This is a genomic window from Leifsonia sp. Root1293 (assembly GCF_001425325.1).
GTDB lineage: Bacteria > Actinomycetota > Actinomycetes > Actinomycetales > Microbacteriaceae > Orlajensenia.
The window spans coordinates 1,052,431-1,066,878 of sequence record NZ_LMEH01000001.1 but is presented as its reverse complement, the minus strand read 5'-3'; the positions used below and the strand labels follow the sequence as shown (position 1 = coordinate 1,066,878).

The 14,448-nt window shown below is 68.1% G+C and carries 19 protein-coding genes and 1 tRNA gene; 11 read left to right on the top strand and 9 right to left on the bottom strand.

Annotated features, from left to right (window positions below; translation table 11 throughout):
- Window positions 1–31: 31 nt before the first annotated feature.
- Complete coding sequence (gene orn, locus ASC59_RS04935; protein WP_055818987.1) at window positions 32–652, bottom strand: oligoribonuclease; 621 nt, start codon at window positions 650–652, stop codon at window positions 32–34.
- A 63-nt stretch (window positions 653–715) separates the two neighbouring features.
- Here orn and ASC59_RS04930 point away from each other — a divergent pair, with 63 nt between their 5' ends.
- The 3 genes from ASC59_RS04930 to ASC59_RS04920 all read left to right on the top strand — a co-directional run bounded on the left by ASC59_RS04930 (window position 716) and on the right by ASC59_RS04920 (window position 1,559).
- Window positions 716–976 carry a thioredoxin family protein gene (locus ASC59_RS04930; protein ID WP_055818983.1) on the top strand — a complete coding sequence of 87 codons (261 nt, stop codon included), beginning with the start codon at window positions 716–718 and terminating at the stop codon, window positions 974–976.
- Between the two features lie 30 nt (window positions 977–1,006).
- Window positions 1,007–1,079, top strand: a tRNA-Arg gene (locus ASC59_RS04925).
- Between the two features lie 18 nt (window positions 1,080–1,097).
- A complete protein-coding gene (locus ASC59_RS04920) occupies window positions 1,098–1,559 on the top strand; it encodes a hypothetical protein (protein WP_055818979.1) in 462 nt (153 codons plus the stop codon).
- Between the two features lie 27 nt (window positions 1,560–1,586).
- Here ASC59_RS04920 and ASC59_RS04915 read toward each other — a convergent pair whose 3' ends face one another.
- Window positions 1,587–2,810, bottom strand: a complete 1,224-nt coding sequence (locus ASC59_RS04915; protein ID WP_055818977.1) for a cation:proton antiporter — start codon at window positions 2,808–2,810, stop codon at window positions 1,587–1,589.
- 100 nt (window positions 2,811–2,910) lie between these two features.
- Between ASC59_RS04915 and ASC59_RS04910 the strand changes: the two genes are divergently transcribed.
- Complete coding sequence (locus ASC59_RS04910; protein WP_055818974.1) at window positions 2,911–3,330, top strand: BP74-related protein; 420 nt, start codon at window positions 2,911–2,913, stop codon at window positions 3,328–3,330.
- A gap of 34 nt (window positions 3,331–3,364) precedes the next feature.
- Window positions 3,365–4,195, top strand: coding sequence for an ammonia-dependent NAD(+) synthetase (gene nadE, locus ASC59_RS04905; protein WP_055818971.1), 831 nt, complete (start codon window positions 3,365–3,367; stop codon window positions 4,193–4,195).
- Between the two features lie 80 nt (window positions 4,196–4,275).
- On the opposite strand, the gene ASC59_RS04900 is transcribed toward nadE, so the two are convergent.
- From ASC59_RS04900 to ASC59_RS04885, 4 genes are all read right to left on the bottom strand, one after another.
- Window positions 4,276–5,004 carry a hypothetical protein gene (locus ASC59_RS04900; protein ID WP_055822848.1) on the bottom strand — a complete coding sequence of 243 codons (729 nt, stop codon included), beginning with the start codon at window positions 5,002–5,004 and terminating at the stop codon, window positions 4,276–4,278.
- 92 nt (window positions 5,005–5,096) lie between these two features.
- Window positions 5,097–5,354 carry a hypothetical protein gene (locus tag ASC59_RS04895; protein WP_055818969.1) on the bottom strand — a complete coding sequence of 86 codons (258 nt, stop codon included), beginning with the start codon at window positions 5,352–5,354 and terminating at the stop codon, window positions 5,097–5,099.
- A gap of 94 nt (window positions 5,355–5,448) precedes the next feature.
- Entirely contained in the window at window positions 5,449–6,399 is a 951-nt protein-coding gene (locus ASC59_RS04890; RefSeq protein ID WP_055818966.1) for a DMT family transporter, read from the bottom strand.
- Window positions 6,400–6,402: 3 nt separating this feature from the next.
- Complete coding sequence (locus ASC59_RS04885) at window positions 6,403–7,410, bottom strand: aldo/keto reductase (protein ID WP_055818963.1); 1,008 nt, start codon at window positions 7,408–7,410, stop codon at window positions 6,403–6,405.
- A gap of 227 nt (window positions 7,411–7,637) precedes the next feature.
- Between ASC59_RS04885 and ASC59_RS04880 the strand changes: the two genes are divergently transcribed.
- From ASC59_RS04880 to ASC59_RS04865, 4 genes are read left to right on the top strand one after another with little or no spacing between them, the layout of a single operon-like run.
- On the top strand, window positions 7,638–8,168 hold the full coding sequence (locus tag ASC59_RS04880) for a single-stranded DNA-binding protein (protein WP_162243171.1): 531 nt from the start codon (window positions 7,638–7,640) through the stop codon (window positions 8,166–8,168).
- Window positions 8,169–8,189: 21 nt separating this feature from the next.
- Complete coding sequence (locus tag ASC59_RS04875; protein WP_235492573.1) at window positions 8,190–8,720, top strand: DUF6993 domain-containing protein; 531 nt, start codon at window positions 8,190–8,192, stop codon at window positions 8,718–8,720.
- A gap of 5 nt (window positions 8,721–8,725) precedes the next feature.
- Window positions 8,726–10,408, top strand: a complete 1,683-nt coding sequence (gene ettA / locus ASC59_RS04870; RefSeq protein ID WP_055818954.1) for an energy-dependent translational throttle protein EttA — start codon at window positions 8,726–8,728, stop codon at window positions 10,406–10,408.
- Between the two features lie 16 nt (window positions 10,409–10,424).
- Entirely contained in the window at window positions 10,425–10,919 is a 495-nt protein-coding gene (locus ASC59_RS04865; RefSeq protein ID WP_055818951.1) for an acyl-CoA thioesterase, read from the top strand.
- 41 nt (window positions 10,920–10,960) lie between these two features.
- On the opposite strand, the gene ASC59_RS04860 is transcribed toward ASC59_RS04865, so the two are convergent.
- Both ASC59_RS04860 and ASC59_RS04855 read right to left on the bottom strand, forming a co-directional pair.
- On the bottom strand, window positions 10,961–11,464 hold the full coding sequence (locus tag ASC59_RS04860) for a DUF2231 domain-containing protein (RefSeq protein ID WP_055818948.1): 504 nt from the start codon (window positions 11,462–11,464) through the stop codon (window positions 10,961–10,963).
- A gap of 19 nt (window positions 11,465–11,483) precedes the next feature.
- Window positions 11,484–11,972: a Rieske (2Fe-2S) protein gene (locus ASC59_RS04855; RefSeq protein WP_055818946.1), complete on the bottom strand. Its 489-nt coding sequence runs from the start codon at window positions 11,970–11,972 to the stop codon at window positions 11,484–11,486.
- 192 nt (window positions 11,973–12,164) lie between these two features.
- Here ASC59_RS04855 and ASC59_RS04850 point away from each other — a divergent pair, with 192 nt between their 5' ends.
- The gene (locus ASC59_RS04850) at window positions 12,165–12,674 is read left to right on the top strand and encodes a sigma-70 family RNA polymerase sigma factor (protein WP_055818943.1); all 510 of its coding nucleotides are present in this window, start codon (window positions 12,165–12,167) and stop codon (window positions 12,672–12,674) included.
- A complete protein-coding gene (locus ASC59_RS04845) occupies window positions 12,671–13,507 on the top strand; it encodes a zf-HC2 domain-containing protein (protein WP_055818940.1) in 837 nt (278 codons plus the stop codon). The genes ASC59_RS04850 and ASC59_RS04845 overlap by 4 nt, the downstream gene beginning before the upstream one ends.
- 66 nt (window positions 13,508–13,573) lie before the next feature.
- On the opposite strand, the gene ASC59_RS04840 is transcribed toward ASC59_RS04845, so the two are convergent.
- Window positions 13,574–14,446 carry an acyl-CoA thioesterase gene (locus tag ASC59_RS04840; protein ID WP_055818938.1) on the bottom strand — a complete coding sequence of 291 codons (873 nt, stop codon included), beginning with the start codon at window positions 14,444–14,446 and terminating at the stop codon, window positions 13,574–13,576.
- Window positions 14,447–14,448 lie beyond the last annotated feature (2 nt).

The following is a 14,448-nucleotide window of genomic DNA, read 5'->3' as shown; positions in this document are numbered from 1 at the left end:
GCGCTGCGCGAAAGGCAACTAGAGAAGTGTATTACACCCGGGAGGTGAAATCCGACACGACGGATGCCGCGGCCGCCTGAGCCTCCTCGGAGGTGGGCCCGGGCTCGGGCACGAACATGGCGCGACGGTAGTACTCGAGCTCGCGGATCGACTCGAGGATGTCGGCCAGTGCCCTGTGGCCGCCGGCCTTCGGGGGTGCGTTGAAGTAGATGCGCGGGAACCAGCGCCGGGCGAGCTCCTTGATGGAGGACACGTCGACAACCCTGTAGTGCAGCTGGGCGTCGAGCCGCGGCATGAAGGCATGCAGGAACGTGCGGTCGGTGCCGATGCTGTTCCCGGCGAGAGGAGCCTTCGCGTCGGCGGGCACATGCTTCAGCACGTATTCGATGGCCTGGTACTCGGCATCCGCGACGCTCACCCCGTGGGGGATCTCTTCGATGAGCCCGGATTCCGTGTGCATGTTGCGCACGAAGTCGCCCATGGTCTCGAGGGCGCTGTCGTCTGGCTTGATCACGATGCTGATGCCCTCGTCGAGTGGCTTCAGGTCGTAATCGGTGATCACGATCGCGATCTCCACGAGTTCGTCGACGGCGAGGTCGAGTCCGGTCATCTCACAGTCGACCCAGACGAGTCGATCTACACCACTGCTCATGAGGCGAGTCTACGTGCGACCGGCGACACGCGATTCGCCGGTCGCGCTCCGTAGACTGGAACCATGCTGCTCGAGCTCTACACATCCGCCTTCTGCGAGCCGTGCATGCAGACCAGGGCCATCGTCGCCGAGGCGGCGCGGCTCGTTCCCGACGCCGAGGTCGCCGAGTTCGACGTGGCCAACAACATGGATGCCGCAGAGGCAGAGAACATCAGGTCCACCCCCACCATGATCGTGCGCTCGGCTGACGGCACCGAGGTCTTCCGGGCCGCCGGCGTACCCACTCTGGCGCAGGTCCTCGTCGCCGCGGCGAAAGCGCTCTGACGGGCCTGCTGCGAATACACTGGAGCGGTTGCCTCCGTAGCTCAGCGGATAGAGCAGAGGGTTTCTACCCCTTGTGTCGCGGGTTCGATTCCTGCCGGAGGCACTCTCAGCGCCGGTAGAGATGTCGTCGGGCACCGGTAGCGTGCCCGCCATGAAGCGATGCTTCCGATGCTCGGAGGAGAAGCCGGTATCCGAGTTCAACGCGTCGACCAAGACCGGCGATGGCCTGCACTCGTATTGCCGGGCGTGCCAGCATCAGCACTATCTCGACAATCGTGACCGTCACATGGACAACGTGCGACGTTCTCGTGACGCCCGGCGCGATCAGGCACGGACCCTCGTCGCGGAGACGTTCGCGTCCGGGTGCGTGGATTGCGGCACCACAGACATCCGCGTTCTCCAGTTCGATCACGTTCGCGGCGAGAAGCTGAATGCAGTCAGCACGATGATCCGCGTCGGACGCAGCCTCGCGTCGATCACGGCCGAGATCGCCAAGTGCGAGGTGCGATGCGCCAACTGCCATACGATCGCCACCCTCGTCCGGCTCGGTGCGTCATGGCACGACCGCTTCATGACGGGGTGAAGTCAGCGTGGTCGAAGCCTCAGTTGCTCAGCCCTCCTCGGCGATGAACGCGTCCTTCTGCGGGGGAGCGGGGGCGTAATCAGGCGAGCGCTTGCGGGCGCCCAATCCGAGGAGCGGGAACAGGAGCACGCTCAGCAGGCCGGCGCCGACGAGCGCGGCTGCGGTGCCCGTGGTCAGGTCCCCTTGACTGACTCCGATGTTGGTCACCGCCACGATGATCGGCAGCGCGGTGGCACCCAGGAGCCCGATGGAGATCCGGTCGGCGCGAGCGGCGCCGGGAGGCGCGGCTATGACACTCGGCAGCCCGCGCACCACGAGGAAGAGCAGCAGGAAGATCGGGACGAGGAGTACGTTGCGCGAATCGCCGAGCAGCGCGGCCAGGTCGAAGGAGAGCCCGGTGTCGATGAAGAACACCGGAACCAGGAACCCGTAGCCGACGGCTTCGAGCTTCGACTCGATCGCCTCGGCGTCCTTCTCCGGTGCCCCCGTCAGCAGCAGTCGGTACAGGATGCCGGCGGCGAACGCCCCGAGGAGCATGTCGAGCCCGAAGAGGATGCTGAGGGCGGCCAGCGCGAACAGCGTCAGCATCACCAGACGCACGGCGAACTGGCCGCTCGTGTGGATCGTCGAGGTGATGATGCGGTGCAGCCTGCGACCGTATCCGCGTGCCGCCAGCCAGATCGCGAGTCCGGCGATGGCCGCGAAGGCGATGAGGACGACGGCCGCGACACCGGGCGACCGGCCGCCGAGGAACAGCGAGATCGCCAGGAGCGGTCCGAATTCACCGATTGCGCCGACCGCGAGGACGGCGATGCCGAACGGGGTCTTCAGCTCGCCGGCATCCCGCAGCACGGGAAGCAGGGTGCCCAACGCCGTCGAGGTGAGCGCGACCCCGATGAAGATGCCGGCGCCGAACGTCGGGGCGAGGACGATTCCGACGAGCACCCCGGCGACGAGGGAGATCAGCCAGCCGAGGGTGGCGCGCTTCATCGGCCGCCCCTTGATCGTGGCGAAGTCGATCTCGTTGCCGGCGAGGAAGAACAGCATGGCGAGCCCGAACTGCGACAGGATCTCCAGGAAGCCACCCGGATGCACCCAACCGAGCACCGCCGGTCCGAGAAGCAGCCCGAGGAGGATCTCGAAGACGACGAGCGGCACGGGGACCAGGCGTCCGAAGAGCCGTGCGAGAAGGGGCGCGGCGACGGCGATGGCCGGCACCAGCACCATCGAGCTCAACGAGAGGTCGTCCATACGTTTCTCCAGACCGTGCCAGCGTGGCCGTTCCCTCGGATGATAGCGGCAGGGCGGCTTGCCGGTTCTGAATCGAAGGGAGAACCGCCACACTGGGGTGATGCGACGAAGGAACGTGCTCCCGATCACAGCGGCGATCGTCGCCATCGCCAGCGTCGCCAGCCTGGCCGGATGCGGCGCGGAGGAGCGCGCGGGCTCCGGCCGCCCGGTCGCCACCTTCCAGGTGGTCGGCGAGACCTTCCGCATCGAACTCGTCACCCCTGAGCTCATCGACCACGCGCAGCGGCTCTTCGACGGCGAGGACCTCGCGGCCATCCCCGTGGGGAAGATCGTGCGACCCGAGCCCGAGGTGAACACGGGCTGGACGTGGCACATCGATCCGAACACCCTCGAGTTCGCCGATGTCACGACAGAGGTGTGCGACGGGCTGCCCTCCTTCGTCGAGGACGAGACCCTCACGAGCGACACCTATTGCCCGTGGAGCGCCACGATCATCGCGATGGACTATCCGGAAGGGTAACGAGTCCGAAACGAGCGCGCAGTAGATTCGAAGCATGCGAGAGCTTCAGGCACAGATCATCCAGGAATTGAACGTGCAGGCGACGATCGATCCCGCCGCGGAGGTGGAGCGGCGGGTCGACTTCCTCGCGGAGTACTCCAGGCGCGCCGGCACCCGCGGCTTCGTCCTGGGCATCAGCGGCGGGCAGGACTCGAGCCTGGCCGGTCGACTCTGCCAACTGGCGGTGGAGAGACTCGCTGCCGAGGGCACTGATGCGGCCTTCATCGCGGTGCGTCTGCCGTACAAGGTGCAGGCCGATGAGGCCGACGCCCAGCTCGCCTTGGACTTCATCCAGCCTCAGAGCCGAGCCGAGTTCAACATCCAGGCGAGCGCGGATGCGTTCGCCGCCGAGTTCGCCGATGCGCTGGACGAGCCGTTGTCCGACTTCAACAAGGGCAACGTGAAGGCCCGCGCGCGCATGATCGCGCAGTACGCCATCGCCGGTCAGCGCGGTCTGCTGGTCGTGGGGACCGACCACGCCGCCGAGGCTGCGACGGGCTTCTTCACCAAGTTCGGAGACGGTGGTGCCGACATCCTGCCGTTGTCTGGGCTGACGAAGCGGCAGGGCCGTGCCATCCTCCAGCACCTCGGGGCGCCGGACAGGCTCTCCGAGAAGGCGCCGACGGCCGATCTCCTCGACGAGAACCCCGGCCAGACCGACGAGGCCAACCTGGGGCTCAGCTACACCGACATCGACGACTTCCTCGAGGGGCGGGAGGTTGCCGACAGTGTTGCCGTCGCGATCGAGAATCGCTACCTGGCGACCCAGCACAAGCGCCGCGACCCGGTCAGCCCCTTCGACACCTGGTGGAAGCCCGCCCGCTGAACACGGCGGAGCGAAGACGAAGGGAGGGTGGGCCGCTTCGGCCCGCCCTCCCTTCGTCGTCGCTGATCGGACTCGGATGCCTAGGGCGTCGTGATCACGTCGGTGCGGTCGTCGTCCCTGCGGCGGGTCGGCAGCGCAGACACGTCGTCGAGAAGACGCTGGGTCTCGGTCGAGGGTGCGGACGCCGGCGTGGGCGCCGATGGTGCCATCGCGGGCGTGTACGGCGTCGTCGGCGCCGCCGGTTCGAACTGCTGGTGGTGCTGCTCCGCGACCCAGGCATCCTGTTCGGCGAGCAGGGCCTTCTCGGCGGCGGTGTTCATGACCTTCCACCGTTCGAGGTCGGTCTGGAAGAGCTTGCGGGCGCGCGCCGGACGCTTCTGCCAGTCGACGAGACGGTCCCGGAACTCGACGACCGCCGGCTCGAGCTCGTAGCCGAACGTCGCCGACGCGCGCTTCATCTCGTGCAGCTGGTGCGCGGCCCAGTCGGCCGCGACGGCGGCGCCGCGGATCGGGAGCATGCGCACGCGGATGTCGGCCTCGCCGACGGCGCGATCGGCGAGGATCTGCTCCTGCGGGGTGAGCGAGTTCCACACCGACGATTCGGTGGCGGCGTCGATCAGGGCGGCGATGGCCGTCGCCTTCACCTCACGGTCGCGCTGGTCGATGAGACTGCGGATGGCGGTGCGTGCCACCCACGCTGCGAGCAGCGCCGAGAGCACCATGGCGACGACGAGCACTCCGGCCGCGAAGAGCGTGGGGCGTGCGTCATCCGAGAAGAGCCAGTTGAAGAAGTCCGTGATCCACTGCATGTGGCGCACTTTACCCGCGGGGAAGACGGATGCCGGGGATCACTGCCCGGCGTGGCCGAAGGCGCCTTCGCAACAGGCGTCACGCGTGAGCGCTACGCGAAGCACTCCGCAGCGGACTGAGCCGTCCAGAACTCACCGAGTGAGACGGAGCGGGCGCCGGCACGCGCCAGGCGCGCTGTGAAGCGCCCGAGTTCTCCGCTGCCGACGCGTTCGATGTGGCCGCGGACGTCTCCACGGTCGGTGACGACCCGCCACAGGTCGGCGCGCACCGGAGTGAACTGCAGGCCCGGTACGCGTGCGTCGAGAGCGGTGCCGGGACGGAGGGAGCGGATCTCGATCGTTGCTGTCATGCTGTCTCCTCGTGTGCGCCGGCCCTGGTGGATTCTTCTGTCCCATCAGGGTAGAAGCGACCACCGACATCCGTTCGGGCGCGAAGATCAGCCCTCAGAACAGCCGTTCAGCCGCCAGGGTTCCGGTCGCGAGATCGGCATCGAGCACCTTGCCGGCTCGCGCCGTCTGGGCCAGCACGATACCGACGGTGACCAAGGCGACGCCGAGCAACTGCACGACGGTCAGTGTCTCGCCCAGCCAGAGCCAGGCGACGCCGAATGCGAACAGGACCTCGGACGACGCCGTGATGCCGGCCGCCGTCGCGGTGAGGTGCTTGAGCGCCAGGAGCGAGAGCAGGAAGGGCGCGAACGAGCCGAGAACAGCATTCCAGAGCAGCGGGATCGCGAGGGGCACGCTCAGCCCGGCCAGGTTGCCGCCCAGCGACACCGTGGAACCGAGCAGCGCCGGGTCCACCTCCCACCAGCCGCTGAGAACGCCCCAGAAGACCGCGGCGAAGCCCATCGACCAGAATCCGACGGCGAGCGGCGATGTCGCTCCCACCTGGCGTTCGCCGACCACGAAGTACACGGTCAGGGTGGCGGCCGCGGCGAGGGCGAAGGCGACGCCGACGATATTGAGGGTCGACTGACCGATCTGGGCCACGACGGCGAGACCGATGAGGACGAGTGCGATCGCCGCCCAGATGCGCGGCTTCACCCTCTCCTTGAAGACCGCACGGGCTATCACCGCGACGGCGAGCACCGCGAGGTACTCGAGCAGGAGCGCGATGCCGACGGGGAGCAGGCTCACGGCCACGGCGTACGTCCACTGCAGCAGCGCGACGCCGAAGATGCCGAGAGCGGCCATGACGGCGAGCTGCCGCGGCGTGATGCGGAAGGCCCGTCGATTGGTGACCAGCAGGATCGCTCCAGCGATGACGGTGACGGATGCCACCCTCCAGAACGTCAGCTGCGCCGGCGTGATGCCAGCCTCCACGATCACCTTGGTGACGGATCCGTTCATGCCGAACAGCAGAGCGGCCACCAAGGCGTAGAGGTAGCCCACCCTCTAGCGCTGGCCGGTGCCGTGCACGGCGAAGGGCTCGATCGCTGCGATCTCCTCGGCGGTGAGCGCCGGCGCCTCGAGCGCGGCGACGTTCTGCTCGAGCTGCGCCACGCTCGACGCGCCCACGAGGGCACTGGTGACCGTCGAGTGTCGGAGAACCCAGGAGAGGGCGAGCTGGGCGATCGACTGACCCCGGCCATCGGCCACGGTCTTGAGCCCCCGAAGTCGCTCGAGGTAGTCGGAGTCGATGCTGTCCTCCGAGAGGAAGCGGCTGGTCGCCGCGCGCGAGTCTGCCGGCACGGTGCCGTCGAGATAGCGGTCGGTGAGCAGGCCCTGGGCCAACGGGGAGAAGACGATGCTGCCCGTTCCCAGCTCATCGAGCACGGGGAAGAGGCCGTCCTCGATGTGGCGATCGAACATGGAGTAGCGCGGCTGGTGGATCGTCAGCGGGATCTTGTGCTCGGCCAGGGCGGCTGCTGCCGCCCGGGTCTGCTCGGGGTCGTAGTTCGAGATTCCGACGTAGAGCGCCTTGCCCTGGTGCACGGCGCTGGCGAGTGCACCCATGGTCTCCTCGATGGGAGTCTCGGGGTCGGGGCGGTGCGAGTAGAAGATGTCGACGTAATCGAGGCCCAGGCGGCCGAGCGACTGGTCGAGCGAGGAGAGCAGGTACTTGCGCGAACCGAAGTCGCCGTAGGGGCCGGGCCACATGTCGTAGCCGGCCTTGCTCGAGATGATCACCTCGTCGCGATAGGCACGGAAGTCCTCGGCGAAGATGCGGCCGAAGTTGGTCTCGGCCGAGCCGTAGGGCGGGCCGTAGTTGTTGGCGAGGTCGAAGTGCGTGATCCCGAGGTCGAACGCGCGGCGCAGGGTGGCGCGCTGAACGTCGGTCGACCGCTCGTCGCCGAAGTTGTGCCAGAGCCCCAGCGACAGTGCGGGGAGCTTCAGGCCGCTGCGGCCGGTGCGGCGGTAGGTCATCTCGTCATAGCGGGTGGGAGCGGCTACATATGGCATGAGGTCAGCCTAGGGCTCGCCACCCACACCGGTGGCCGTCATGGCTCCTCCCCAGCGTGCAGGCGACGGCGAGGGTTCGACGGGGCGAGGATCCCGACGAGCGAGTGTTCCGGATGCAGCCAGCATGGTCGGACGCGGCCCGCTCGGGCGGACTCAGGCACGGAAGCGCCGGATCCGGGCCGCGTCCCGCGGCATGGGCCGGGGACTGGGAGGAGTCGGAGGACAGCATGAACAGCTATACGAACAGCATCACGATCGTCGGGAACGTCGGCACCGAGCCGACGGCGACGATCCTTCCCGGCGGGGCTCGCAAGGTGACCTTCCGCGTTGCGGCGAGCGAGCGCTACTTCGACCGCAAGAAGAGCGAGTGGGTCGAGGCCGACCCGAGCTGGTTCACCGTCGAGGCGTTCCGCGCCCTCGGCGAGCACGTGGAGCAATCGGTGCATCGAGGAGAGAACGTGGTCGTGACGGGCAGACTGCGCGTTCGCACCTGGGAGACCGAGAAGGGCCGCGGCACGGCTGTCGATCTCGAGGCCGACGCCATCGGGCATAACCTCGCCTGGGGCACCAGCGCCTACTCCAAGGCGGCGCGGCCGGAATCGTCGGTCGCCTCGGGTCAGCAGGGCGCGCACGCGACTCCCGACGGGGTGACAGGGGGCGTCGAGGCCGAACGCACGCCGGGATGGGGGACTCCGATGACAGCGTCCACCGAATCCCAGGCGCTGGCGACCGCCGGAGTCGAGGACACGCCGTTCTAGCACCGACCGTAGACTCGGGTCGTGCCTCCGTGGGGTGGCGGAGAAGAGTGGGGCGTGCGTCGACGGAATCGGATCGCGGCCGGAGCAGTGCTTGCAGCGGCGGCATCCATCGCCCTGAGCGCGTGCACGACCACGGGGTCGACCGCAACGCCGACGCCGACCCGGGCGCCGACCACCGCGGCTCCGGCTCCATCATCGACCGCCACAGCTCCGGCCGTGCCGCAGTTGGCGCCCGGGCTCTCGGCCGGCGAGAACCTCGACTACTTCGACCAGGTCAACAACGCCGTGATCGTCGCGAACGCCGCAGCAGGCGGGCGGGAGTTCATCGACGCCCTGGTCGCGGGTGGGTTCGACAAGGCCGCGATGCAGGTCACTCCCGACCGAACCGCCGTGGACCTCCAGGCGGACAGCATCCAGTGGTCTGTGCTGTTCAACGGCGAGTGCCTCATCGGACAGTACGGGCCCGCATCCGGCGGCTACCACAGCCAGGTGGTCGCACCATCCGGCCAGGGGGCCTGTCTGCTGGGGGAGACGCGCCCCATAGACTGGTAGGCGCTATGGCCGATTACATTTACTCGATGGTCCGCGCCCGCAAGGCCGTGGGCGACAAGCTCATCCTCGACGACGTCACGATGGCGTTCATCCCCGGCGCCAAGATCGGTGTCGTGGGTCCGAATGGTGCCGGAAAGTCCACGATCCTCAAGATCATGGCCGGACTCGACACGCCGTCCAACGGCGAGGCCAAACTGACGCCGGGCTATTCCGTCGGCATCCTGATGCAGGAGCCCGTTCTCGACGAGACCAAGACCGTGCTCGAGAACGTGCAGGAGGGCGTCGGACCGATCAAGGCGAAGGTGGATCGCTTCAACGAGATCTCCCTCGCGATGGCAGAGCCCGACGCGGACTTCGACGCACTGCTCGCAGAGATGGGCACCCTGCAGGAGGAGATCGACCACGCCGACGCCTGGGACCTCGACTCGCAGCTCGAGCAGGCCATGGACGCGCTCCGCTGCCCGCCCGGCGACGAGATGATCGGCCACCTCTCCGGTGGTGAGAAGCGCCGCGTCGCACTGTGCAAGCTCCTGCTCCAGAAGCCGGACCTGCTCCTGCTCGACGAGCCGACGAACCACCTCGACGCCGAGAGCGTGCTCTGGCTCGAGCAGCACCTCTCCAAGTACCCCGGCGCCGTGCTCGCCGTGACCCACGACAGGTACTTCCTCGACCACGTCGCGGAGTGGATCGCCGAGGTCGACCGCGGCCGCCTGTACCCGTACGAGGGCAACTACTCGACCTACCTCGAGAAGAAGCAGGAACGTCTCGCCGTCCAGGGCAAGAAGGACGCGAAGCTCTCCAAGCGTCTCTCCGAGGAGCTCGACTGGGTGCGGTCGAACGCCAAGGGCCGTCAGGCCAAGTCGAAAGCCCGTCTCGCCCGCTACGAGGAGATGGCCGCTGAGGCCGAGCGCACCAAGAAGCTCGACTTCGAGGAGATCCAGATTCCGCCGGGACCGCGTCTCGGCGCCATCGTTCTCGAGGTCAAGAACCTCAAGAAGGGCTTCGGCGACCGCACCCTCATCGACGGCCTCAGCTTCTCGCTTCCGCGCAACGGCATCGTCGGCATCATCGGCCCCAACGGTGTGGGAAAGACCACGCTGTTCAAGACCATCGTCGGCCTCGAGCCGGCGGATGCCGGAGAGGTGAAGGTCGGCGAGACGGTCTCGATCTCCTACGTCGACCAGACGCGCGGTGGCATCGATCCCACGAAGACGCTGTTCGAGGTCGTCTCCGACGGTCTCGACTACATCCAGGTCGGCAAGATGGAGGTGCCGTCGCGCGCCTACGTCGGAACCTTCGGATTCAAGGGTCCAGACCAGCAGAAGCCGGCCGGCGTGCTCTCCGGTGGTGAGCGCAACCGCCTGAACCTGGCCCTCACGCTCAAGCAGGGCGGCAACCTGCTGCTCCTCGATGAGCCCACCAACGACCTCGACGTCGAGACCCTGTCCAGCCTCGAGAACGCACTGCTGGAGTTCCCCGGCTGCGCCGTGGTCATCACCCACGACCGGTGGTTCCTCGACCGCATCGCCACGCACATCCTCGCCTACGAGGGCACCGAGGAGGACCCGGGCAACTGGTACTGGTTCGAGGGCAACTTCGAGTCCTACGAGCAGAACAAGATCGAGCGTCTCGGCGCCGACGCGGCGAAGCCGCACAGCTCGACCTACCGCAAGCTCACCCGCGACTGATCGGTCGGGTCGACTCGTGAGGCTCAACGTTCCCATCCGGTTGCGCTGGAGCGATCTCGACGCCTACGCCCACGTCAACAACGCCTCGATGCTGCGCCTCCTCGAGGAGGCGCGCATCCAGGCGTTCTGGGAGACGGATGAGGCCGTCGACGGCGACACCGCCGTCGGTGCCTCGACCGCGGTGCTCGACGGCCGCCCCGGGGCGGGCACGCTCACCATCATCGCCCGTCAGGAGGTCGAGTACCTGGCGCAGGTGCCGTATCAGCGGCTTCCGCTCGACGTGCAGCTGTGGATCGGACGCATGGGCGGTGCCAGCCTCGAGGTCTGCTACGAGGTGTACTCACCCGCCGGTGTCGAGCCCGCTGTGCTCTATGCACGGGCGGCGACCACGATCGTTCTCGTGGATGCCGCATCCGGTCGGCCGCGCCGCATCAGCGACCACGAGCGGGCGTCGTGGACTCCCTATCTCGACGTGCCCGTCGCCTTCACGAAGCGCAGCCCGGCGCGCTGAGCCCGGCACCCGGTACGGGGACCACGGCGCGGGACCCGGGCTCACTTCTCGAGCGGGGTGTCGCTGAATGATCCCTCCCAGACGGCGCGCGAGCCCGACTCCCCGATGATCACCGTGGTGATGATGCCCGCCGGCACCACGACCACGGCGGCGACAGCCAGGATGATCGCGACGATCCGTCGCACAGCAGGCGAGGGCGCGCTGTCATCGGCGCGCCGCCCGATCACGAGATACCAGAAGTACACGGCGATGGAGAGGACGGCCAGGGCGATGGCCCACGGCAACAGGGTGTCGCCGAGCTCGGCGTGCTCCTGGATGAGCGGGGAGTCGGGCAGGCGATCCTTCAGCCATTCGCCCGCCTCCTTCGCCACGTAGACCAGAGCCGCGGCGAGGACACCGAGTATGGGCGTCGCCAGTCCGAGCCATCGCCGTGCGCGTGGCCACACGGCGGCCAGGAGCACCACGATCGCGGCGACGGGAACCACGATGACAACGGCGTGCACGAGGAGGATGTGAAGCGGGAGTCCGCTGAAGGAGTAGTCCATGCTGACGGATGCCGCCGGCTCAGGCCGTTGCGAGCACGGTGTCGCCGTCGACGGTGATGGTGAGCTTCGCGAGGCCGGTCAGCGCCTTGCTCCCGGGGAAGGGCTCCCCGGTTGCCGCGTCGAAGCGGGACTGGTGGCACGGGCAGTCGAACTCCGTCTCAGCCGCCGCCACGACGCACTGTTGGTGGGTGCAGATCGCGCTGAATCCCACGACTTCTCCGGCGGTCGGCTGCGCCAGCACGATCGGGTCGCCGCCGAGTTTCGCGTCGATCGAACCGCCGACGGGGATGTCGGCGAGCTTCGCGACCTCGGTTCCCGACGTGGCTCCAGCGTCAGGTGTGCTGCCGGTCGACGATGACGGTGCCGGCGTGGCCGCATCCGTCGCCGAATCGGACGGCGCAGACCCCGTCTCGGTTCCGGGCGTGCACGCCGCGAGGGCGATGGCGCTCGCTCCGGCACCGCCGATGACGAGTGCTGAGCGGCGGGTGATGATCTTCTGCTCGGTCATGATGAGGGCGATCCTCTCGTTGTGACGGGATGGGGCCGGACTGGGACTGCTGTTCCGCCCGGAGGCGGAGGCGAGGAAGATGGGTCTACCGGGAACACGGTGCAGCCCCGTGAATGGTTCAACCGATGTCGTCGACTCGGGAATCTGAACCGATGGCGGTGGACGTTCGTGTTAACGACGGAGGTGTCTCTCATGGGCGATGAACGGGCCGAGGCCCTGCGCGTCATCCAGGAGGAGCATGCCCCGGCGTTGTGGCGCTACGTCGTGCGGCTGACCGGCGACAGGGCCCTCGCCGACGACATCGTGCAGGAGGTCATGCTGCGGGCCTGGCGGCGTCCGGAGATCCTCGACCAGTCCGAGAATTCGGCACGCGCCTGGCTGTTCACCGTCACTCGCAATCTCGTGATCGACGACAGGAGGAGCGCGCGCGTGCAGCAGGAGTTCGCCGTGTACGACGTTCCCGAGGTCATGGAGGCGGATGCGACTGATGCCGCCCTCGACCGCTGGCTGATCGCAGACGCGATCGGAGAGCTGAGCCGTGATCACCGAGCGGTTCTCGTGATCGTCTACTACGGCGGGCGCTCCGTGGCCGAGGCAGCCGACGAGCTCGGCGTGCCGAGCGGGACCGTCAAGTCACGGCTGCACTACGCGCTGCGCGCCCTGCGGCTCGCCCTTCAGGAGCGGGGGGTGACGGGCCGATGAGCGCGACGATCGACGCCTTCTCGGACTGGGACGCCGCCTACGTGCTGGGCGCGTTGAGCACGCGGGAACGACTCGAGTACGAGGCGCACCTCGCGACCTGTCCCCGCTGCAGCGCCGCCGTCGCCGAGGTCGCCGGAATGCCCGGACTGCTGTCGAAGGTGTCGATGGAGGAGATTCCGGATGCCGGAGGCGCCGAAGCGGCCGAGGCGGCGCGTGCCGTGCCCGAGCCGGTCGGTGGAGCGCCAGAGCCGTCCGGTGTCGCCCCCGCGCAGCCTCCCACTCAGACCCCGACCCCTCAGCGTGACGTCATCTCGCCGTCGCCGCGCGGTCGCCGCCGTGGTCGTCGGTTCGTCATGGTGGCTGCACTCGCTGCAGTGGCTGCGACAGTGGCCTTGGTGCTCTCCCTCGGCGGTGTGGGGAGTCCTCCGGCTGTGCGGGCTGAGACGCTCCACCTCGACAGCACCGGCCAGACCGCGCTGAGCGCCGACGTGCGAGTGGTCGGGAAGTCCTGGGGGACCGCCTTCTCGACGCACTGCCAGTACACCGATGTCGCCGGAGACGCGGAGAACGGGGGAGACGGCACCGCGGGCGACCGGTACGGGAAGCCCGGTTCGACGGCCGGCACAGGCGGGTCCGCGGCATCCGACCGCTACGGCCTCTATGTCACCGATGATGCAGGCGACGCCCGGCTGGTCTCGAGCTGGACGGCGAAGCCGGGCACCGACATCCGTGCGGACGGATCGACGGACCTGCCCATCGACCGGATATCGATGGTGGACATCCGCGCCCTCGATTCCGACGACGTGCTGTTGCAGGCCGATCTCGACCGCTGAGCGATGCCGATCGTGGTGCACAGTGCACGGTGCTCGGTGCTCGGCGGTGCGTGCTCGGCCGCTACGTCAGCGGGCGTCGGGAACGCGGATCATGCCCTCCTGGGCGACGCTGGCCAGCAGCACGCCGTCGGCGCTGAAGATGCTTCCGCGAGCGAGACCGCGACCGCCGGAGGCGCTGGGGGAGTCCTGCACGTACAGCATCCACTCGTCGACGCGGCCAGGGCGGTGCCACCACATGGCGTGATCGAGGCTCGCCACTCTGAGTCCCCGCATCGCCCAGGGGACGCCGTGCCGCCGCATGGGCGACTCGAGGATGGAGTAGTCGGTCGCATAGGCGAGAGCGGCCCGGTGCAGTCTGTCGTCGTCGGGAAGCGTTCCGGCCGCCTTCATCCACACGGCCTGATGGGCGACACGCTCGCCCTCGACGGAGAGGAAGATCGGCGACTCGACGTGGCGGACGTCGAACGCGCGCTCCGTTGACCAGTAACGCGCCACGTCGTGGTCGATGTGCCCGATGAGGTCGGCGGTCGTGGGTAGCGATTCTGCATCGGGGATGTCGCTCGGCATCTCGATCTGGTGGTCGACCCCGGCATCGGGATCCTGGAACGACGCGATCATCGACAGGATCGGCACGCCGTTCTGGTAGGCCTGCGTGCGCCTGGTGGCGAAGGACCGGCCGTCGTGGATGCGGTCGACCGAGAAGGTGATCGGCAGGTTCACGTCGCCGGGACGCAGGAAGTAGCCGTGCATCGAGTGCACAGCGCGGTCGTCGGGGACCGTGCGGCCGGCGGCGACGACGGACTGCGCGAGCACCTGCCCGCCGAAGACTCGACCGTGGGGCATCCACTGGCTCGGGCCGGTGAAGATGTCCTCTTCGGTGCGCGCCCCGGTGTCGACCAGATCGAGCACGTCGAGCAGGCCGTCGATGGGGTTCGTCATGT